This is a genomic window from Tessaracoccus sp. MC1865 (genome assembly GCF_017815535.1).
Taxonomy (GTDB): Bacteria; Actinomycetota; Actinomycetes; order Propionibacteriales; family Propionibacteriaceae; genus Arachnia.
The window spans coordinates 2,295,305-2,314,113 of sequence record NZ_CP072596.1 but is presented as its reverse complement, the minus strand read 5'-3'; the positions used below and the strand labels follow the sequence as shown (position 1 = coordinate 2,314,113).

Below are 18,809 nucleotides of genomic sequence, written 5' to 3'. Positions count from 1 at the left end.
ACGGTGACCCTGCGAGGGGAGCGAGGGAAACGATCGAAGGACATACCATGGCAGCCATGATCCGAACCGCTGGCGTGACCTCCACAGACGTCGACACCGGCGCGCTCCTCTCGGCCGTGAACGACGACCGGGCCGGCGCCGTGGTCTCGTTCGCCGGGGTGGTCCGCGACCACGATCACGGCAAGGCCGTCACGGGCATCGAGTACGTCGGGCACCCGTCGGCGGACCAGGTGATGCGTCAGGTGGTGGAGGAGTTCGTGGGTCGCGACGGCGTGCACGCCATCGCCGCCCAGCACCGCGTCGGTCACCTCGACATCGGGGGAGTGGCGCTGTTCGTCGCCGTCGCGGCCTCGCACCGCAAGCAGGCGTTCGAGTGCGCGTCGGACCTCGTGGACCGGGTCAAGGAGAGCCTCCCCATCTGGAAGAAGCAGTTCCTCGCGGACGGCACGCACGAGTGGTCCGAATGCCCGTGACGCCGGCACCGCTCACGGAGGAACAACTCGAGCGCTACGTCCGCAACATCGACGTGGTGGGCATGGGCGTTCAAGGGCAGCAGAGGCTCCTGTCGTCGTCGGTGCTGGTGATCGGCGCCGGGGGCCTGGGGTCCGCGGCGCTGCCGTACCTGGCCGCCGCCGGCGTCGGCCGGATCGGAGTCGTCGACGGCGACCACGTGGAACTCAAGAACATGCAGCGCCAGGTGCTGCACACCGAACTGGGCCGCAACAAGGCCGCCTCGGGCGCCGAGCGGCTGCGGGCGCTGAACCCGGACGTCACCGTCGAGGAGTTCCCCGAGTACATCGATCTCGAGCGGGCCAAGGAACTGTTCACCGGGTTCGACCTGGTGATGGACTGCTGTGACACCTTCGGCGCCAAGTTCCTCATCTCCGACGCCGCGGAGGCCGTGGGCGCACGCCTCGTGTGGGCCACCGCGGTGGGCATGCAGGGCCAGTGTTCCGTCTTCGGCGTCCCTGATGCGCACGGCGACAGGCTGTACCTGCGCGACCTCATCCCCGTCGAGCCGGCCGAGGGCGACTATCCCAAGGCCACCGACATCGGCGTGCTCGGGGCCATGGTGGGCCAGATCGGCGCCCTACAGGCCACCGAGGCCGTGAAGCTGTTGGCCGGCTACGGCGAACCGCTGGTCGGGCGGGTGATGGTGCTCGACGCGGCCCGCGGCCGTTGGGCTGTGCTCCCGCTGAGAAGGGCCGCCTGATGTTGAGCGTTGAGGACTACCTCGCGCGCGTCGTCAGCCTGGCCACCGTGGTGCCTGCGGAGGACGTGGCGGTGTCCGACGGCGTCGGCCGCGTGCTGGCCGAGGGACTCTCCGCGCGGTTCGCCGTGCCGCCCTTCGACAACTCGGCGATGGACGGTTTCGCTGTCCGGGCCGCAGACCTCTCGGCCGGCGTGCGGCTGAGGGTGATCGGCGACGTGCCCGCCGGCGCCTCGTGGGCCCCCACCGTCGGCGCGGCGGAGTGCGCGCGGACCATGACGGGGGCGCCACTGCCGCCCGGGGCCGATTCCGTGGTGCCGGTGGAACTGACGGACCAGCCCATGGGCGACGCGCCCCTGCCGGAGTGGGTCGTCGTGCACGAGACCGTCGACGCGGGGAGGCACGTGCGCCACAGGGGCGAGGACGTGCCGGTCGGCCAGTTGGTGCTGCCCGCGGGAACTGTGTGGAGTGCGGAGGCCACGGCGGCCGCCGCGTCGATCGGTTACGGGAGCGTGCCGCTGCGTCGTCGCCCCCGGGTGGCGGTGCTGGCCACGGGAGACGAACTCGTCGCGCCGGGTGAAGAACTGGGCTTCGGCCAGATCCCGGATTCCAATTCCTATCTGCTCGAGGCGCTGGTGTCGCGCTTCGGCGGCGACGTCGTCCTGAGGCGCGCCGTCGGCGACGACGCCGCCCAGTTCCGCGCGGTGCTCGACGAGGCGCTCGCCGCGGATGTCGTGGTCACGACAGGCGGCGTCTCCGTGGGGGCCTTCGAGGTGGTGCGCCAGGTGGTGGAAGGCGACATCGAGTTCGTCCGGGTGAACATGCAGCCGGGGAAACCGCAGGCCAGCGGGCTGTTGCGAGCCGCGGACGGCAGGGGCGTGCCCTTCCTGGGGCTCCCAGGCAACCCCGTCAGTACCTGGGTCTCCGCCTGGCTGTTCCTCCGTCCGCTCCTGGCCGAGCTCACCGGAGCGGCGAAGAAGCCCCTCACCCTCCAGTTGCCGGTGCGCGAGACCTGGCGCAAATCCTCCAGCCGCCGCCAGTACATCCCGGTGCGGCTCGTCGACGGGGGAGTCGCCCCCTCCCACGGGCTGGGCTCCGGCTCGCACCTGATCGCGTCACTGCACCGTGCCGACGGCATGGCGATGGTGCCTGAGGACCGGGAGTCGCCTGGGGAGACCGTTGAGGTGCTGATCACCCGCTGAAGTCATCTCCGGACGGGGGGTCCTCGGCAGGGTAGGTGACGGTCGCGCCGTCGGTTTGAGCCCCGGGGGTCAGGGTGGCGGGGTCTGCCTTGGTGGGCGACATGATGTGCCGCACGTCGTCGCCGAGCGCCAGGAGGTGGTCCGCGATGATCCGGCGGTGGCACCGCCACCAGACCGCCTCGGAACACATCACGGTGGGTCGGCGGGGCCCGAGCGCCCGGAACTGCTGCAACGCCCGCCCGAAATCCTCGCCCATGGCCCAGTCCGCGTAGTTGTGGAAGCTCTGGTTGCGCCACATCCCGTTGGCCGAGGGGTCCACCGTCTTCGACTTGTTCCGGCGCCCACCCAGGTCCTCGATCCGCAGGTACTCGATGCCGCGCTCCGGGAGGGAGGTGGCGAGCGCCTCGCTGTTGAAGTGCGGGAACTTGCGCGACCCGGGCAGGCTGCGCACATCGGCCAGCACGCCCACCTCGTGGGCGGCGAGCAGGTCGATGAACTCCTCGATACTGCGGTCTGAATGTCCGACGGTGAACAACGGCATCCACCAAGGCTAGGCGCTCGGGCCCCCATCCGGTCCGCAGCCCGCACGGTAGGTTTGCCGCATGGAGTTCACGCACCTCGATGCCCAGGGCCAGGCCCGCATGGTCGACGTCACCGCCAAGCAGCCGACGGTCCGCTCGGCCACCGCGGTCGCCACCGTGCGCACCTCGCCCGAGGTCGTGGAGGCGCTGCGGTCCGGTACGGTGCCGAAGGGCGACGTGCTCGCCGTCGCCCGCGTCGCCGGCATCGCCGCGGCGAAGAAGACGCCCGACCTGCTGCCGCTGGCGCACGTCATCGGGGTGCACGGCTGCACGGTGGAGCTCGAGATCACCGACGGCGGCGTGGACATCACCGCCACCGTGCGCACGGCTGACCGCACCGGCGTCGAGATGGAGGCCCTCACCTCGGTCACCGTCGCGGCCCTGGCGATCGTCGACATGGTGAAGGGCGTGGACCGCAGCGCGGAGATCGTCTCGGCGAAGATCACAGCCAAGAGCGGTGGCCGCTCAGGCGACTGGGTGCGCCCCTAGGGCTGCGACGGGGGCGCGCTCATGTCGTGGTCCGCGCCGTCGAGCTGGTCGACGATATGACCCAACAGGGGGCCCACCACGGCCATGGTGTCGCGAACGCCGCCGCGTGACCCCGGCGCGTTGATGATCAACGCCCGCTTCGCGTCGGGGAGGGCCAGCACGCCCGCCACGCCGCGGCTCAAGAGCGCCAGGGGCTGCCTCTCGGCGCCCCGGCGGCGGACCTCCTCCATCAGCCCGGGCACCTCGTAGGCGATGAGGTCGCGGGTGATCTCGACGGTGATGTCCGTGGGGCTGACCCCGGTACCCCCGCTGGTGACGACCACGCGGGCACCCGCGTCCACCGCACTGGCGACGGCGAGCCGGATCTGCTCAGGATCGTCAGGCACGATCACCGGATCCGGCGTGTCGAACCCCGCTTCCCTCAGGGCGAGGACGGCCACGGGGCCGGAGCGGTCCTCGTAGACATCGGCGAAGGCGCGGTCCGAGCAGGTGATCACGGCGGCGGGATGGCTCATGGATTCCAGCCTAGGCGATAGGTTGTGGAGGACGGCGTTGGCGACGAGGCGAGGAGGGGTGCCATGCGTTGGGTGCTCGGCCTCGCACTGGCCGCCTCGGCCCTGACCGGGTGCGCGCCCACCTCCGGGGGCCCGCTGCGGGTCTTCGCCGCAGCCTCGCTCCATCAGGTGCTCCCGCAACTCGAGCCGGATGCCGACTACTCATTCGACGGGTCCTCCGGCCTCGTCGACCAGATCGCCGGTGGCGCACGGGCCGATGTGTTCGCCTCTGCGGACAGGAACACCATGGACCGCGCGGTCAGGGAGGGACTCATCGACGGCGAGCCCGTGATGTTCGCGACGAACCACCTCGTCCTGGTGGTGCCAACCGGCAACCCTGGCGGCGTGACGGGGTTCGACGCCTCGCTCGACGGTGTGAAGCTGGTGGTCTGTGCCGAGGAGGTGCCCTGCGGCGCCGCCAGCCGGCGGTTGGCCGATTCGAATGGCGTGGCGCTGAGCCCCGTGTCGGAAGAGACCAAGGTCACCGACGTGCTCGGCAAGGTGGCTTCGGGCGAAGCCGACGCAGGGCTGGTCTACGCCACCGATGCGGCCACCTCCGAGGCCGTCGAGATCCTCCCGGTGCCCGGGGCGGAGCAGGATCCCACCACGTACTGGGTGGCCGTGCTGAAGGGCGCCGCCCGCCCCGAAGCTGCGCGTGCCTACGCGGAAAGGCTCGCGGGTCAGTGGGGCGCACAACTGCAGGGCTTCGGGTTCGGTTCGCCGTCATGAACGTCCCACGGTGGGCCTGGCTGCCGTTCGGCGTCGCGGTGGCCCTCCTGGCCGTCCCGCTCCTGGCGCTCGTCATCCGCGCTCCCTGGGGGCGCCTCCCCGAACTCCTGGCCTCGGAACGCGCGATGGACGCGCTCACGCTGAGCCTCGCCACGTGCGTCGTCTCGACCCTGATCGTGCTGGTCATCGGCACCCCCACGGCGCTGGTGCTCGCCCGCTCCAGGGCCGCCTGGGCGCGGTGGGTGCGCACCCTGGTGACGGTGCCCATGGTGCTGCCGCCCGTGGTGGCCGGCCTGGCGCTGCTGATCACGCTCGGGCGCCGGGGGCTGATCGGTCAGCACCTGTCGGTGCTCGGGATCGAGATCGGCTTCACCACGGCGGCCGTGATCGTGGCGCAGACCTTCGTGGCGCTGCCGTTCCTGGTGGTCTCCCTGGAGGGCGCCTTCCGCGCCGCTGGCGGCGACTACGAACGGGCCGCGTTCTACCTCGGCGCCAGCCCCTCCCGCTCCTTCTTCACCGTGACGCTGCCCATGCTGGCGCCGGCCGTCGGCTCCGGCACCGCGCTCGCCTTCGCCAGGGCGCTGGGGGAGTTCGGCGCCACGCTGACCTTCGCAGGCTCCCTGCAGGGCGTCACCCGCACGCTGCCGCTCGAGATCTACCTCCTCCGCGAGGGCGACACTGACCTGGCGCTCGCGCTCGCCGTCGTGCTGCTGGCCGTCGCCGCGCTGGTGGTGGGCCTCTCGCACGGGCTGAGGAGCATGCATGACTGACGCGGTGCGCATCGAGGCGACGGTGGCCGCACGCGGCCTGGACCTCGCCGTCGGCATCCCTGAGGGCGGGACCGTCGCAGTGGTCGGGCCCAACGGCGCCGGCAAATCGAGCCTCATCCACCTCATCGCCGGGAGCCTGGCCCCGGATACCGGCTCCGTGACGATGCTCGGCCGCACGGTGTCGGCACCCGGCCGAATGCTGCCCGCGCACCGTCGCAGGCTGGGGTACCTGGAGCAGCGCGCCCTGCTGTTCCCGCACCTGACGGTGCTCGAGAACGTCGCCTATGGGCCGCGCTCCCGTGGCGCGTCGAAGGTTGAGGCGCAGGAGCGCGCGGCGCGGGAACTGGCGGAGATCGGGCTGGGGGAACTCGGGCAGCGGCGGCCGGCGCAACTGTCCGGGGGCCAGGCGCAGCGCGTGGCGCTGGCCCGGGCCCTGGCCATCGATCCCGACGTGATGCTGCTCGACGAACCCTTCGCGGCGCTCGACGCCACGGTCACTCCCGAACTCCGGCGACTGTTGCGCGCCCGGCTGCGCGGGCTGACCACCGTGCTGGTGACCCACGACTTCCTCGACGTGGTGTCGCTGGCGGACCACGTCATCGAGCTGGGAAAGGGTTCCGTCGTGGGGGGCGGCGCCGTCGAGGACGTGGCGCAGGGGCCGTCGTCGGAGTTTCTGGCCCACTTCGTGGGGCTCAACCTGCTGCGCGGGGTCATCGACGACGACGGGGCCCTGGCGCTGGGCGAGGGGGTCGCCGTGGCTGGGCTCGCGGAGCACGGGTTGACCCGCGGCGAGGCGCGGGCCGTCTTCCCTCCCACGGCGGTGTCCGTCTTCCGTACCGCTCCGCACGGGAGCCCGCGCAACGTGCTGCCAGCGGTGGTGGAACTGGTGGAGGACCGGTGGCCGGTGCAGCGCGTGATCCTGCGCGTGGCGGGGCACCGCCTGGCCGCTGACCTCACCCCGGAAGCCGTCCGGGAGATGGCGCTGGCGCCGGGGGACCGGGTGTTGGCGGTCCTCAAGGCGACCCAGGTTGCGTTGTATCAGGGCTGATCGCGATGACAGCGCCCAGGCGCTCGGGCGGTAGTCTTGGCGGGTGATCAGCAATGACGATCCCCGCGACTACGAGGGTCCAAAGGAAGAGTGCGGCGTCTTCGGCGTCTTCGCGCCAGAGGAAGATGTCGCCCAGCTGACCTTCTACGGGCTGTTCGCCCTGCAGCACCGCGGACAGGAATCGGCGGGCATCGCGGCCAGCACCGGCAACCGCATCATGGTGTTCAAGGACATGGGGCTGGTGTCCCAGGTGTTCGACGAATCCACCCTGAAATCGCTGCCGGGCCGCCTCGCCATCGGCCACACCCGTTACTCGACGCACGGCGCCAGCGAGTGGAACAACGCCCAGCCCACGTTTCGCGCCACGCCCCACGGCGGCCTCGCTCTGGCCCACAACGGCAACCTCACCAACACCGAGGAACTCGAGGAGTGGCTGCACGAGATCGCGCCCGCGGAATCCGTGCCGCACAAGAACCGCGTCATGGACTCCACCAGCGACACCGCGCTGATCTCGGCACTGATCGCCAGTTTCGACGAGGGCGGCCTGGAAGCGGCCGCGCTCAAGGTGCTGCCGCGCCTCCGAGGCGCCTACTGCCTGTCGTTCATGAACGAGACCACCCTGTACGCGGCGCGTGACCCGCACGGCATGCGGCCGCTGGTCATCGGTCGGCTGCAGGGCGGCTGGGTGATCGCCTCGGAGACCGCGGCGCTGGACATCGTCGGCGCCACCTTCGTACGCGAGGTGGATCCTGGCGAGTTCATCTCCATCGACGAGCGTGGCCTGCGGTCGCAGCGGTTCGCCGCGCCGGATCCGAAGGGCTGCATCTTCGAGTACGTCTACCTGGCCCGCCCGGACACGACCATCGCCGGCCGCAACGTGCACTCGGTGCGCGTCAACATCGGCCGCAAGCTGGCCGAGGAACACCCCGTGGACGCTGACCTCGTGATCCCGGTGCCGGATTCGGGTACCCCGTCGGCCATCGGCTATGCGCAGGGCTCAGGCATCCCCTACGGGCAGGGCCTGGTCAAGAACGCCTACGTGGGCCGCACGTTCATCCAGCCGACGCAGACCATCCGGCAACTGGGCATCCGCCTCAAGCTCAACCCGTTGCGCGACGTCATCGCCGGCAAGCGCCTCGTCGTGGTGGACGATTCCATCGTGCGCGGTAACACGCAGCGCGCCCTGGTGCGGATGCTCCGCGAAGCCGGCGCCGCAGAGGTGCACGTGCGCATCTCGTCGCCGCCGGTGGAGTGGCCGTGCTTCTTCGGCATCGACTTCGCCACCCGTGCAGAACTGCTGGCCCCCGGCCTTTCGCTGGAAGAGATCCGCCGCTCCATCGGCGCCGATACGCTCGGCTACATCTCGCTCGAGGGGCTCACGGACGCCACCACCGTGCCGGCGGACAACCTGTGTCGCGCCTGCTTCGACGGCAAGTACCCCGTGGCCATCCCACGCGCACAGGCCAAGCTGCTGAACCTGGAGGAAATGTGAACCAGAGTGCCTACGCCGCCGCCGGCGTCGACATCGAGGCCGGAGACCGCGCCGTCGAACTCATGAAGGCCCACGTGGCCCGCACCAACCGGCACGAGGTGCTGGGTGGCCTCGGCGGGTTCGCCGGCTTCTTCGACGCCGCCGCGTTCAAGAAGTACGACCACCCGGTGCTGGCCACGTCCACGGACGGTGTGGGCACCAAGGTCGCCATCGCGCAGGCCATGGACAAGCACGACACCATCGGGTTCGACCTGATCGGCATGCTCGTCGACGACCTGGTGGTCGCCGGCGCCGAGCCGCTGTTCGTGACCGACTACATCGCCTGCGGTCAGGTGGTGCCGGAGCGCATCGCCGCCATCGTGCAGGGCATCGCCGACGCGTGCGTCGCCGCCGGCTGCGCCCTCATCGGCGGCGAGACCGCCGAACACCCCGGCCTGCTCAGCGCCCACGAGTACGACATCGCGGGTGCCACCACCGGCGTCGTGGAGAAGTCCAAGATCCTCGGCGCGCACCGCGTGCGCGTGGGCGACGCGGTCATTGCCATGGCCTCCTCCGGTCTCCACTCCAACGGCTACTCGCTGGTGCGCCACGTCCTGCTGGAGCAGGCGGGCTGGAACCTGGACCGCCACGTCGACGACCTCGGCCGCACGCTCGGCGAGGAACTGCTCGAGCCCACCAAGGTGTACGCGCTCGACGTGCTGGACCTCATCCGCAACGTCGAGGTGCACGCCATGAGCCACGTCACCGGCGGCGGCCTGGCCAACAATCTGGCCCGCGTGATGCCCACGGACATGACGGCCGTGCTGCAGCGCTCCAGCTGGACCCCGCCGTCGATCTTCCGCCTCGTGCAGGAGGTGGGGGAGATCTCGCAGCCGGACATCGACGCCACGCTGAACATGGGCGTGGGCATGGTCGCGATGCTGCCGCAGAGTGAGGTCGACGCCGCGCTGAGGCTGCTGAACGGCCGTGGGGTCCCGTCCTGGGTGCTGGGCGAGGTCGAAGCCGTGGAAGGCCCCGGCGCCGCCGTCCTCGTCTGACCCCCGCGGCGTATCTGACCGACGCGCGACGAGGTGGGCCCCCTCCCGCGGGGGCATAAGCCCCACCGGGGTCAGGGGCCGGTAGCCGCCCTGCGATCATCGGAGCATGAGCTCAGCCCTCGGCCCCACTCTGGCCAGCATCGTGCCCATCCTCCTGCTGATCGCGCTGGGCGTCCTGCTGCGCCGGCTCAACGTCCTCGACGCCACCACCGTCGAGGGTCTCAAGCGGTTCGTGCTGAACGTCGTTCTGCCGGCCGTGCTGTTCCTCGCCTTCCTGGGCCTGGAGTTCCAGCGCGAGTACGTCGCCCTGATCATCCTGGTGCCGCTGTTGTGCATGCTGCTGCTCGGGGCCGGGAAGCTTGTCACCGGCTGGCTGAAGGTGCCGCCGGTCGGCACCTTCCTGTTCACCGGGTTCGAGTTCGGCATGGTGGGCCTCGCGCTGTTCACCGCCGCCTACGGCCTGGAGCGGGCGCCGGTGGCCGCCATCGTCGGCCTTGGGCACGAGTTCTTCATCTGGTTCGTCTTCGTCACGCTGCTGAAGCGGCAGAGCGACGGGGCCTCGTCGCTGGCGGAGACCGTGCGTTCCTTCGCCACGTCGCCCGTCATCCTCGCGATCGCGCTCGGCCTGGCGCTCAACGCGCTCGGACTCAGGCCCACCCTGGAGGCGAACCCGTTCTCCGGCGCGCTGCTGGCGGCGGCCGGCTACCTGGCCGCCATGATCGTGCCGTTGATCCTGGTCATCGTCGGCTTCGGGGCCCGGCTCACCCTCGGCGGAGTGCGGGAGGCGGCGGGGTTCGTGGCCGTCCGCTTCCTGGTCTGCCTGGTCCTGGCCGTCGTGGTCTCGCTGTTCGTGGTGGGGCGGTGGCTCGGGCTGGGGGTGCCGGTGCAGGCCGCGGTGTTCATGCTGCTGATCCTGCCGCCGCCGTTCATCGTGCCCCTGTACCTGCCGCCGCGGCGGTCGGCGGAGATCACGTTCGCCAACAACGTGTTGAGCCTGTACACGCTGGTCAGCGTGGCGGCCTTCGTGGCCTACGTGGTGGTCGTCGGCTGACCGGCGAGCACCCCGTCGAGCAGTTCGACGACCCTGTCGGCCCGCTGCCGCAGCAACGGGTCATGGGTGGACACCACCGTCGCGATGCCCAACTCGTGGGTGAGTTCCACGATGAGGTCCATGATGGTGGCTGCGGTGTCTGAATCGAGCTGACCGGTGGGTTCGTCGGCGATCAGGATGTGAGGGCCGGCGACGAGGGCGCGGGCGACGCCCACGCGCTGCTGCTGACCGCCACTGAGCTCGTGGGGCCGCTGCTTGGCGTGCCGGGCGAGGCCCACCCGCTCCAACATCGCCGCGACCCGCTCGGTGCGCTGCGCCGCCGGGACGTTGGCCAGCCGCAGCGGCACCTCGACGTTCTCCGCCGCAGACAACACGGGGATCAGCCCGAAGGTCTGGAAGACGTACCCGATCCGCTCCCGGCGGGTGGCCAGCACCTCGCTCTCCGGCAGCTCCGACAGGACCCGCCCGTCGTCGAGCACCACGCGGCCGCCGGTAGGCTGGTCCAGGCCGCCCAGCAGGTTCAACAGCGTGGTCTTGCCGGAGCCGGACGGGCCGGTGACGACGGTGAGTTCGCCGGCGTGCACCTCGATGCTGACGCCGTCGAGGGCGTGCACCTCCGTGTCGCCCGCGCCGAAGGTGCGGCGCAGGTCAACGCCAGCGATCCTTGCTGTGGTGGTCATGCGTCCTCCTCAGGGGCCGAACGGCGGGCGCGCGAGCCATTGGGCCAGACCCCGACGTGGCCGGTCTCGCGGGTAATGCGCACCCTGTCGTGCAGCCCGAGTTCCTCGACGTGTGCCGGCGGCAGCTGCAGCCGGCCGGAACGGTCGATCACGGTGTACTCCTCGGCGACCTCGCGGGCCACCCCGTCGGGGCCGATCTCCGTGCGGCGCAGCACCTCGGTGGAGGTGCGGCCGTCGCGGATCTGGACGGTGCGCGCCACGTGGTCGCTGACCATCGGGTCGTGGGTCACGATCAGCACCGTGGTGCCCAGCTCCGTGGCCGCCGCGCGCATCAGGTCGAGGACCTCGGCTGAATTCACCTCGTCCAGCTCGCCGGTGGGCTCGTCCGCCAGCAGCACGTCGGGGGAGTTGGCCAGTGCGGTGGCGATGGCCACGCGCTGCTGTTGGCCGCCCGACAGCTGCCGGGGGACGCGGTTGGCGCAGTCGGCCACGCCCAGCAGCTCGAGCAGTTGCAGCGCCCGCCCCCGCCGCTGGGAGCGCCCGGCGATCACCATGGGCATCGTCACGTTCTCCGCGCCAGTGAGGAACGGCAGCAGGTTGCGGGAGGTCTGCTGGAAGACGAAGCCCACGCTGTGCCGACGGAAGTCGATGCGTTGCCGCCTGCCCATCGCGGTGAGGTCATGCCCGGCGACCCGGGCCCGGCCGCCGGTGGGCCGGTCGAGACCGGAGAGGATGTTGAGCAGCGTGGACTTGCCGGAGCCGGAGGCGCCGACCACCGCGACCACCTCGCCGGGGTCCACGGTGAGGCTGAGCCCCTGCAGGGCCTGGACCTCGACGCCCTCCGTCGTGTGGATGCGAACGAGGTCCTCGCACCAGATGTCTGGGCCGTGGTGACTGCGGGTGATGGTGTCGTTCATCGTTCCTCTCCGATGCGGAGTTCCTGTGCGAGATTGGTTCGGCCCACGAGCCAGGCGGTGGCGGCGATGGTCACGGCCACGGTGAGGGTCAACAGGGCGCCGACGCCGCCGAGCAGCGCCGGGTCGAGGTGCAGCGGGGGCGGCTGGGAGCCGCCGGTGAGGCTGCGGAAGTCCAGGGTGGCGAGCAGCAGCGCCGCCAGGGCGATGCCGACCCCCACACCCAGGAGGAGGCCGAGCAGAGCGCTGGGCGCGATCTCCCAGGCCGTCAGCGCCCGGAGTTCCCGTCGCCCCATGCCGAGCGTCCGCAGGACGGCGCCGAGCCGGGTGCGCGCCCGGGTGGCCATCAGCTGCGAACCCAGCAGGGTGAGCGTCAGCAGGGTGGCGGTGGCTGCCGTGAGGGCGGCGAAGGTGGTGGTGAGCCCGGACACGGTGGGCGTCTCACGGATGGCGCGGAGTTCCTCGTCGGCGACGGTGATGCGCGCGTTGCCCACCACCTCGCCGATCCGTGCGCGGGCGGCCCGGGAATCGGTGCCGGGCGCCAAGGACACCAACGCCAGGGTGGCGGGCGGCAGGGGTTGGCCCTCGGCCCAGCGCTCTGCACTCATCATCGCCCAGGCGGCTCCGGTCCGGACGCCCGGCGGCGCCGGCAACGTGTCGAGCACCGTCACGTCCCCGATGCCCTCCAGCCGAGCGACGCCGGCCTTCACCGGCACGGAGTCGCCGAGCACGATCCCCGGCGCACCCTCCCAGGCGAACATCCCCGCAGGGAGGGCAGACCCGAACGGTGACGCCGCGTAGGCGTCCTCGATGGCCGGCACCGCCAGCCACAGCCGCACCCGGGTCTCGCCGCCCTGGCTGAGGCGGTGGTTGGAGCCGGCGTCGTGGATGCGGGCGACGGCGAGCACACCGTCGACGCGCTGCAGTTCCGCGAGCATCTCGTCGGTGATCCGGGGGCCGCTGATGTGCACCGACGAGCCGTTGGCCTCCCACGTGGCGCGCTCGGTGCCGGCGATGACGGAGCCGAGCAGGGTGGCGCTGAGAACCGCGATGGTGGTGCCCATGACAACCGTGAACACCGGCGTCAGGCCGCCCGCCGGATCCCGGTGGGCGCGCACCGAGCCGAGGAACCCGGCGACCCCCCGCCCCGGCCGGAGCCATCGGGCCGCCACCCGCAGAGGGAGGGGATAGAGCCGGAGCGCGAGCAGGCAGGCTGCCACGGTGAGGAGGACCGGTGTGGCGGTGGCGAGGAGGTCCAGGCCCCCGGTGGGGGTGTCGCCGCGGCTGAGCAGGGCCCAGAGGCCGGCGGCGCCGGAGATGACGGTCAGGACCTCCGCGACGACGCGCCACCGGCCGGGCCGCAGGGCGAGGTCGGCACGGATGCTGGCGGGACCGATGTGCCTGGCAGCCCAGGACAGGGTGAGGGCGGCTGCCGCCCCGATGAGCAGCGTGGCGGCCCACCCCCAGGGTGAGTTGCCACCCGGCGTCACGGCCTCCCCCAGCAGGTGACCGAGCACCGCCGCGGGCACGCCCAGCAGCAGCCCTTCGAGGCTGAGCAACGAGCGCAACTGGTGCCAGGACAGGCCGCGTGCCGTGACGAGTTCGACGGTGCCCCGCCGTCGTTCGATGACCAGTTGGGCGGCCAGCACCAGGAGGGCGAGCCCCACTGCGAGCGGCCCGACCGCGGCCACGGCTACGGCCGCACGGGTGACGTCCTGCTGGGCGGCGACCGAGGTCAGCGCCCCACCCAGTTCGGACTCCAGCCGGAACTGGGTGGGGGACGGGCCGTCGGACTCCGGGTCCGCGGGCAGCACCGGGTGGCGCTGCGCCAGCAGGCCGGTCAGTTGCGCTCGCAGCTCGCGGACGTCCACGTCGGCCAGGCCGGCGGTATCGACGCCGAACCAGGCGTGCATCGTGAGCGTCTCCGTGACGCCGGGGCCCAGCTTCTCGACCGGGATGCCGCTGGAGAGGTAGGACGGCGGGAGGAAGAGGCCGGTGACCAGGCGGGTACCGAGATTCGCGTCCTGCTGCTCGACGATGGTGCGGGCGTAGGGGATGTGCTCCCAGCGGGTGTCCCCCTCATCGAGTGGGCGGAACGTGCCGCTCAGGGTCACCGACTCGTTGATCTGCTCACCGATCTCCCAGCCCAGGCGCTCAGCCACTTCCGCCAGCGCCGCGACCTTCTGGGGGCCCGTGGGTGTGGCACCCTCCGGGCCCTCGGTGGTTGGCCGCGGGGAGGGCCAGGAACCGGCCACCAGTTGTGCGTGCTCGGCCAGGTCAGGGTCGACGAAGAACAGGAAGCGCGCCTCGAAGTAGCCCGTGGCCGTGGGCGGCGCCACGGTCAGGTCGGACGGCACCTCCGCCATGAACTGGGGCGCCGCCAGGAGCGAGCGCAGGGGCTCCGGCTGGGCACCCCTGAGGGTCTCGAGCGACTCCCGATGCGGTTCCCATGGGTCCTGGAGGCCCGCAACCGGGGAGTTCATGGTGTCCTGTGCCCAAGTGCCGGCGACATCGCCTTGGAGGGCAGAGAGGCCGGAGAGCGTCTGGGCGAGTTGACGGTCGTCGAGGTTCGCCATCAGGCGTGGGGTGGCGGTGGTGAGTGCCGCGATGATCAGCACGCTCAGCGCGAGCAGCAGAGCGGGCCAGCGCTCCGAGGAGAACTGCCGCCACAGGAGTTTCAGCGCGGTCACCGGACCTCCTCCCGGTACTCCGGGTCCAGCGCCTGACGCTGCACAGTGCGTCCCACTAGCCAGAGGATGAGCAGCAACGCCACGGCGCCCGCGCCGAGCAGGGCGGCCCAGGGGAGGACCTCTGCGGTCAGGGGGCTGCGGTAGCCGGGGCCGGCCGGCTGGGCGGCCTGCACGAGGGGGTCGACGACGAGCCACGCCACCGCGACGCCCGAGGCGATGCCGGCCAGCGTGGCGATGACGAGCAGCCCGCCGGACTCAAGCGTGCGGCTGCGCCGCTGCGCGCGGGGCGTCATGCCGAGCGCCCGGAGCACCGCCACCTCGGAGCGCCTGGCCGCCAGCTGGGTGGCGGCCGCGGCCGCGAGGCCGGTGAGGGACAGGAGGAGCGCGCACCCGGCGGCGATCCAGAGCGAGCGGGCCGCCGTCGCCGTGCGGCTGGGCGTCTCGTCCGGCGTGCGGAGGGCCGAGATGCCGGGGAACTGCGCCGCGGCGGCCCGGACCGCGCTGGGGTCACCATCGAGAGTGGCCCAGAGCTCCGAGGGCCAGCGAAACGCGTTGGCGGTGGTGGCGAGGTGGGCCGACACCGCGCCGGAATCTGCAAGGACACCGAGCTCGGTGGTGAGGCCCGGCAGGGCCGGTGTCACGGCCGCGACGATGGCGGGAATGCGACGGCCGAACGCGGCGAGGTCGAGGGCGTCTCCGGGGCCGAGCGTGGTGGCGTCGCCGAGTTCCGTGGTGATGGCGACAGGCACGGGTGCGGGCTGGGCGGGAGCCGCCCCCGCCATCACGCCCTGGGGGTCGTGCCCCTCGAAGGAGACGTTGGCCCCGAAGGTGATCAGTGGCAGCGCCGGACTGGTCTCGACGCGCCAGACCTCGCCACGGGCGTCGACGGTGGCCTGGGGCACGGGTGGCTTGTTGCTGACGGGGTTGTGGAAGGTCTGCGTCGTGCCGTCCTCGAAGGTCACGGTGTCGGTGCGCGGTTCCCAGGCGGGTGCCACGGCCGCCAGGGCCTCCCGGTAGGGCCCGGCCAACTCCTCGGTGACGGCCAGGTCCGAGGTCCAGTCCCCCACCCCGCCGAGGGGCACGCCGTCGGCACTGAGCGTGATCTCCAGCCGCGTGCTGCGGTCCGCGTGGTCATCGGGCGGGCCGACGAGTTGGACGCTGTCCACCACGACCGCACCGTCCTGCGGGAGGGCGATGTCGGCGGCGGCGGTGCCCACGAGGTCGTTCCAGAAGGGCCGGTCCCCCGGAGGGGTGGCGCCTTCGGGGTCCGACTGGTTGATCGAGACGGACGGCCCGTTGACGGTGCGGCTCACCCCGGTGGTCACGTCCCGCAGCGTGAGGCGCAGGGAGTAGGACGAGGTCCCGGAGACGCGGTCCAGGTAGTCCTCCGTCCACACCTGGGCGAGGAACTCGGCCTCCTGGGGCGGGAGGTCCGCGGCGCTGGCGCGGTTGAACTCGTCCACCCGGTCGAAGTACTCCTGCTGCCACTCGTCGAGGTACACCCGGCCGTCCAACTGAACGTGGAGGGTGGTGGCGCCGTCGGGGACGGTGAGGGGGGCGACGCCCTCGACGCGCTCCGGGAGCCGGGGGAACGCCAGGCCGGCCGGTAGCGTGGCCGCCTCCGCCAGGCGGTCCAGGGGCCCGGCGAGGACAGTGACGGGGGTGTCGCCGACCCTGCCGGAGTCGTCGAGCCAGACGGGTACCGAGGCCGACACCCCGTCGACGGCCGCGAGGTCCGGCAGCTGCAGGCCCTGGGTGCCGGTGTCGAGGCTGGAGAGCGTGGCGCGCAGGGGGGCGCCCGTGACGAGCATGGTCAGGTCGCGGTGGGTGGTGGCGGCGGTGCCGGCGTAGAGCGACGCGAAGGTCGCCGTGCCGGTGGCCAGGATGGTGAGTGTCACCGGCACCGCGTGCACCAGCAGGCCGCGGGCCAGTTGCGCGGCGGCGAGCCAGGCAGAGGTCTCGGCCAACCTGCCCGCCGCCTCGACGAGCCTCGTGATGGGGCCGAGGGCTGCGAGGCCCAGGACGGCCGCCGCAGCCAGGAGGAAGGCGGGGGCCAGTGCCGCTACGAACTGCAGGCTGTCCGCTCCGCGGAGTTGCCACGTGGTGAGGGCGGCGGCCGCGAACACCACCACCAGCGCCGCTGCGCCCGCCACGGCCCGCACCCTGTCTGCCTGCGGCCGTCCGGAGGACGTGGCGCGGATGGTCACGGTCCAGAGCGCCACGACGGTGAGCAGGAGACTGCCCGCTCCGCCCAGCAACACGATGTCGAACTGCGCCGTGCTGCGCGATGTCAGCCACAGCAGCCCCAGCGCGATGGCGGAGCCGAGTGCTACCCCCACCACGGCCACCAGGGTGGACTCGGCCAGCCCTGTGAGGAGGAGTTGGCGGCGGGCAGCGCCGCGGGCGGCGAGCAGTTCATGCTCCCGCTGCCGGGTGGCGGCGAGCAGCCCCGAGACCTGCACCAGGCCAACGGCGGCCACCAGCAGCAGCACGCTCACCGGAACGATGCCGAAGGCGCGGCCCACCTCCCAGTCGCGGGAGGCCCGCTCGGCCGTCGACGCGAGGTCGCCGTCGACGACGATGCCCCGCCCCGTGACGTCGGCCTCGGCCACCAGCGCCTTGGCGCGGTCGGCCCCGGCGGCCAACACGTCGAGTGCCTCGGGCGTCATGCGCTGCGCATCCGGGACCACGGACCACCGGATGAACGGGTTGCCGCCCGTCAGAACCGAGCGGTCCACGATGAGCGGACCCACCGAAGCTGGGTCTGCGCCGTCCATGACGAGGGGGTCGCCGAACCAGAGCGGCGAGGACGGTTCCGAGGCCTCCCAGAGGGCGGTGATCCTGAGGGTGTGGCCGTCGACTGTCAGCGTGTCTCCACTGGAGAGCCCCAGCTCGGCGGCCGCCCCGGAATGGAGCGCGGCCTCGTCCGCAGCAGAGGGCCAGGCGCCCCTGTTGACACTCAGCAGGCCGGGGGAGAGGTGTTCTCCGGCCCACAGCGTCACCCGCTGGGTGGCCTCGCCGCCGTTCACGGTGGGGCGACGCGGTTCGGACACGTAGGTGGTGTGGACAGTGACGGGCGCGGGGGAGAAGCCTTCGGTGAGCGCGCTGCGCGCCACCCCGTCCTGGGCCGTGGGATCCGGGCCGAGGCGGGTCTGGGCCTGGACGGCCCCGGCGCCCGGTGCGGCGGTGGAGAGGGCGGCGCGCGCCGCGTCGGTGGCCAGCGTGCCGGCCTGCCCGACGACGAAGGCGAGGATCGCCGTGGTGACGGTGACCAGGGCCAATAGCGTCACCAACAGGAGCGAGGAGGCGCGGGCACGGCGTGCAGCCCAGCCCCACCACGTCGTCATTCGGTGAGCCTAGTCCCGAGCGCTCGGGCGTGAATCAGTGACCGTCAATTCGCCAGTAGTTGACGTTTCAAGTAAGTGTCGCTAGAGTAGTAGCATCTTCAACAACCGGTGAGTGACGAGCTCGCCCCAATCCCGGGAGAACCCCATGACTGCACTCACCCTCCTGTCCGGCAACTACGTCATCGACCCCAGCCACACCGAGATCGGTTGGACCGCCCGTCACGCCATGGTCACCAAGGTGCGCGGCTCGTTCACCGACTTCGAGGGCACGGCCGCCACCGGTGCCAACCTGGAAGACGCCAAGATCAACGTGGTCATCCAGGCCTCGTCCATCGACACCGGCAACGCGGACCGCGACGGTCACCTCCGCTCCGGCGACTTCTTCGACGTCGAGACCTACCCCACCATCCGCTTCACCTCCACCAAGGTGACCGCGGCCGGCGAGGGCCTGGACGTGGAGGGCAACCTCACCATCAAGGACGTCACCCGCGAGGTGAGCATCCCCTTCGAGTACGACGGTGTCGCCGTGGACCCCTTCGGCAACGAGCGCGTGGGCCTCAGCGGCTCCGTCCAGGTCAACCGCAAGGACTTCGGCCTCGTCTGGAATGCGGCCCTCGAGACCGGCGGCGTGCTGGTCTCCGAGAACGTGAACCTTGTCTTCGAGGTCTCCGCCATCAAGCAGGCCGACGAGACCGTTGAGGCCGAGGCCGTGGCCGAGCCCGTCGTCGTGGCCGAGCCCGTTGTCGAGGCCAAGCCGCTCGTCGAGACCCCCGCGCCGGCCCGCGCCGCCCAGCCGCAGGCCACCGCCTCCGCGACCGCCCAGCAGGGTGGGTTCATGGGCTGGCTGAAGCGCGTCTTCGGCTGAATCACTTCACCACTGGGGTGGTGAACACAGGGGCGGGTCCGTGAGGGCCCGCCCCTTTCAGCAATCCTGTGCCGACGGAGTACCGCCGCCGCTGACCCCACACTTTCAGGTATTGGATGGGCCAGCATTGGCGACTAGCGTGGAGGACCC

17 protein-coding genes are annotated in these 18,809 nt (G+C 71.7%); 11 read left to right on the top strand and 6 right to left on the bottom strand.

Annotated features, from left to right (window positions below; translation table 11 throughout):
• Positions 1 to 56 precede the first annotated feature (56 nt).
• The 3 genes from J7D54_RS10800 to glp are packed head-to-tail and all read left to right on the top strand — an operon-like array spanning position 57 to position 2,412.
• On the top strand, positions 57 to 473 hold the full coding sequence (locus tag J7D54_RS10800; protein WP_370585853.1) for a molybdenum cofactor biosynthesis protein MoaE: 417 nt from the start codon (positions 57 to 59) through the stop codon (positions 471 to 473).
• Positions 464 to 1,213: a HesA/MoeB/ThiF family protein gene (locus J7D54_RS10795; protein ID WP_182763887.1), complete on the top strand. Its 750-nt coding sequence runs from the start codon at positions 464 to 466 to the stop codon at positions 1,211 to 1,213. The genes J7D54_RS10800 and J7D54_RS10795 overlap by 10 nt, the downstream gene beginning before the upstream one ends.
• Positions 1,213 to 2,412 carry a gephyrin-like molybdotransferase Glp gene (gene glp / locus J7D54_RS10790; protein ID WP_182763886.1) on the top strand — a complete coding sequence of 400 codons (1,200 nt, stop codon included), beginning with the start codon at positions 1,213 to 1,215 and terminating at the stop codon, positions 2,410 to 2,412. Before J7D54_RS10795 ends, glp begins: the two co-directional genes overlap by 1 nt.
• Here the strand turns inward: glp and J7D54_RS10785 are convergent.
• Positions 2,402 to 2,953, bottom strand: a complete 552-nt coding sequence (locus J7D54_RS10785; protein ID WP_182763885.1) for a DUF488 family protein — start codon at positions 2,951 to 2,953, stop codon at positions 2,402 to 2,404. The genes glp and J7D54_RS10785 overlap by 11 nt on opposite strands.
• A gap of 61 nt (positions 2,954 to 3,014) precedes the next feature.
• Between J7D54_RS10785 and moaC the strand changes: the two genes are divergently transcribed.
• Positions 3,015 to 3,482 carry a cyclic pyranopterin monophosphate synthase MoaC gene (moaC, locus tag J7D54_RS10780; protein ID WP_182763884.1) on the top strand — a complete coding sequence of 156 codons (468 nt, stop codon included), beginning with the start codon at positions 3,015 to 3,017 and terminating at the stop codon, positions 3,480 to 3,482.
• Here moaC and J7D54_RS10775 read toward each other — a convergent pair.
• Positions 3,479 to 3,997 carry a molybdenum cofactor biosynthesis protein B gene (locus tag J7D54_RS10775; RefSeq protein WP_182763883.1) on the bottom strand — a complete coding sequence of 173 codons (519 nt, stop codon included), beginning with the start codon at positions 3,995 to 3,997 and terminating at the stop codon, positions 3,479 to 3,481. The genes moaC and J7D54_RS10775 overlap by 4 nt on opposite strands.
• Before the next feature lie 63 nt (positions 3,998 to 4,060).
• On the opposite strand from J7D54_RS10775, the gene modA reads away from it, so the two are divergent.
• The 6 genes from modA (at position 4,061) to J7D54_RS10745 (ending at position 10,163) form a co-directional block, all read left to right on the top strand.
• Complete coding sequence (gene modA / locus J7D54_RS10770) at positions 4,061 to 4,765, top strand: molybdate ABC transporter substrate-binding protein (protein WP_182763882.1); 705 nt, start codon at positions 4,061 to 4,063, stop codon at positions 4,763 to 4,765.
• A complete protein-coding gene (locus J7D54_RS10765; protein WP_182763881.1) occupies positions 4,762 to 5,535 on the top strand; it encodes an ABC transporter permease in 774 nt (257 codons plus the stop codon). The genes modA and J7D54_RS10765 overlap by 4 nt, the downstream gene beginning before the upstream one ends.
• Positions 5,528 to 6,583 (top strand): sulfate/molybdate ABC transporter ATP-binding protein, encoded by a 1,056-nt coding sequence (locus tag J7D54_RS10760; RefSeq protein WP_182763880.1) that lies wholly within the window; start codon positions 5,528 to 5,530, stop codon positions 6,581 to 6,583. Before J7D54_RS10765 ends, J7D54_RS10760 begins: the two co-directional genes overlap by 8 nt.
• Before the next feature lie 43 nt (positions 6,584 to 6,626).
• Positions 6,627 to 8,075 carry an amidophosphoribosyltransferase gene (purF, locus tag J7D54_RS10755; RefSeq protein WP_182763879.1) on the top strand — a complete coding sequence of 483 codons (1,449 nt, stop codon included), beginning with the start codon at positions 6,627 to 6,629 and terminating at the stop codon, positions 8,073 to 8,075.
• The gene (gene purM, locus J7D54_RS10750; RefSeq protein WP_182763878.1) at positions 8,072 to 9,112 is read left to right on the top strand and encodes a phosphoribosylformylglycinamidine cyclo-ligase; all 1,041 of its coding nucleotides are present in this window, start codon (positions 8,072 to 8,074) and stop codon (positions 9,110 to 9,112) included. Before purF ends, purM begins: the two co-directional genes overlap by 4 nt.
• Positions 9,113 to 9,218: 106 nt before the next feature.
• The gene (locus tag J7D54_RS10745; protein WP_182763877.1) at positions 9,219 to 10,163 is read left to right on the top strand and encodes a transporter; all 945 of its coding nucleotides are present in this window, start codon (positions 9,219 to 9,221) and stop codon (positions 10,161 to 10,163) included.
• Here J7D54_RS10745 and J7D54_RS10740 read toward each other — a convergent pair.
• From J7D54_RS10740 to J7D54_RS10725, 4 genes are read right to left on the bottom strand one after another with little or no spacing between them, the layout of a single operon-like run.
• Positions 10,142 to 10,843 carry an ABC transporter ATP-binding protein gene (locus J7D54_RS10740; RefSeq protein ID WP_182763876.1) on the bottom strand — a complete coding sequence of 234 codons (702 nt, stop codon included), beginning with the start codon at positions 10,841 to 10,843 and terminating at the stop codon, positions 10,142 to 10,144. The two genes, J7D54_RS10745 and J7D54_RS10740, sit on opposite strands and share 22 nt — an antisense overlap.
• Positions 10,840 to 11,760, bottom strand: a complete 921-nt coding sequence (locus J7D54_RS10735; RefSeq protein ID WP_182763875.1) for an ABC transporter ATP-binding protein — start codon at positions 11,758 to 11,760, stop codon at positions 10,840 to 10,842. Before J7D54_RS10735 ends, J7D54_RS10740 begins: the two co-directional genes overlap by 4 nt.
• Complete coding sequence (locus tag J7D54_RS10730; protein ID WP_182763874.1) at positions 11,757 to 14,447, bottom strand: FtsX-like permease family protein; 2,691 nt, start codon at positions 14,445 to 14,447, stop codon at positions 11,757 to 11,759. Before J7D54_RS10730 ends, J7D54_RS10735 begins: the two co-directional genes overlap by 4 nt.
• Positions 14,444 to 17,794 (bottom strand): FtsX-like permease family protein, encoded by a 3,351-nt coding sequence (locus J7D54_RS10725; RefSeq protein ID WP_182763873.1) that lies wholly within the window; start codon positions 17,792 to 17,794, stop codon positions 14,444 to 14,446. The genes J7D54_RS10730 and J7D54_RS10725 overlap by 4 nt, the downstream gene beginning before the upstream one ends.
• 145 nt (positions 17,795 to 17,939) lie before the next feature.
• Between J7D54_RS10725 and J7D54_RS10720 the strand changes: the two genes are divergently transcribed.
• Positions 17,940 to 18,659: a YceI family protein gene (locus J7D54_RS10720; protein WP_182763872.1), complete on the top strand. Its 720-nt coding sequence runs from the start codon at positions 17,940 to 17,942 to the stop codon at positions 18,657 to 18,659.
• Positions 18,660 to 18,809 lie beyond the last annotated feature (150 nt).

Bases quoted from the DNA above. Each gene is read 5' to 3' on its own strand.
- J7D54_RS10765 (WP_182763881.1), top strand. From the start codon at position 4,762: ATGAACGTCCCACGGTGGGCCTGGCTGCCGTTCGGCGTCGCGGTGGCC.
- J7D54_RS10735 (WP_182763875.1), bottom strand. From the start codon at position 11,760: ATGAACGACACCATCACCCGCAGTCACCACGGCCCAGACATCTGGTGC.
- J7D54_RS10760 (WP_182763880.1), top strand. From the start codon at position 5,528: ATGACTGACGCGGTGCGCATCGAGGCGACGGTGGCCGCACGCGGCCTG.
- J7D54_RS10720 (WP_182763872.1), top strand. From the start codon at position 17,940: ATGACTGCACTCACCCTCCTGTCCGGCAACTACGTCATCGACCCCAGC.
- moaC (WP_182763884.1), top strand. From the start codon at position 3,015: ATGGAGTTCACGCACCTCGATGCCCAGGGCCAGGCCCGCATGGTCGAC.
- J7D54_RS10775 (WP_182763883.1), bottom strand. From the start codon at position 3,997: ATGAGCCATCCCGCCGCCGTGATCACCTGCTCGGACCGCGCCTTCGCC.
- J7D54_RS10785 (WP_182763885.1), bottom strand. From the start codon at position 2,953: ATGCCGTTGTTCACCGTCGGACATTCAGACCGCAGTATCGAGGAGTTC.
- J7D54_RS10745 (WP_182763877.1), top strand. From the start codon at position 9,219: ATGAGCTCAGCCCTCGGCCCCACTCTGGCCAGCATCGTGCCCATCCTC.
- J7D54_RS10795 (WP_182763887.1), top strand. From the start codon at position 464: ATGCCCGTGACGCCGGCACCGCTCACGGAGGAACAACTCGAGCGCTAC.
- J7D54_RS10740 (WP_182763876.1), bottom strand. From the start codon at position 10,843: ATGACCACCACAGCAAGGATCGCTGGCGTTGACCTGCGCCGCACCTTC.
- modA (WP_182763882.1), top strand. From the start codon at position 4,061: ATGCGTTGGGTGCTCGGCCTCGCACTGGCCGCCTCGGCCCTGACCGGG.
- glp (WP_182763886.1), top strand. From the start codon at position 1,213: ATGTTGAGCGTTGAGGACTACCTCGCGCGCGTCGTCAGCCTGGCCACC.
- J7D54_RS10725 (WP_182763873.1), bottom strand. From the start codon at position 17,794: ATGACGACGTGGTGGGGCTGGGCTGCACGCCGTGCCCGCGCCTCCTCG.
- J7D54_RS10800 (WP_370585853.1), top strand. From the start codon at position 57: ATGATCCGAACCGCTGGCGTGACCTCCACAGACGTCGACACCGGCGCG.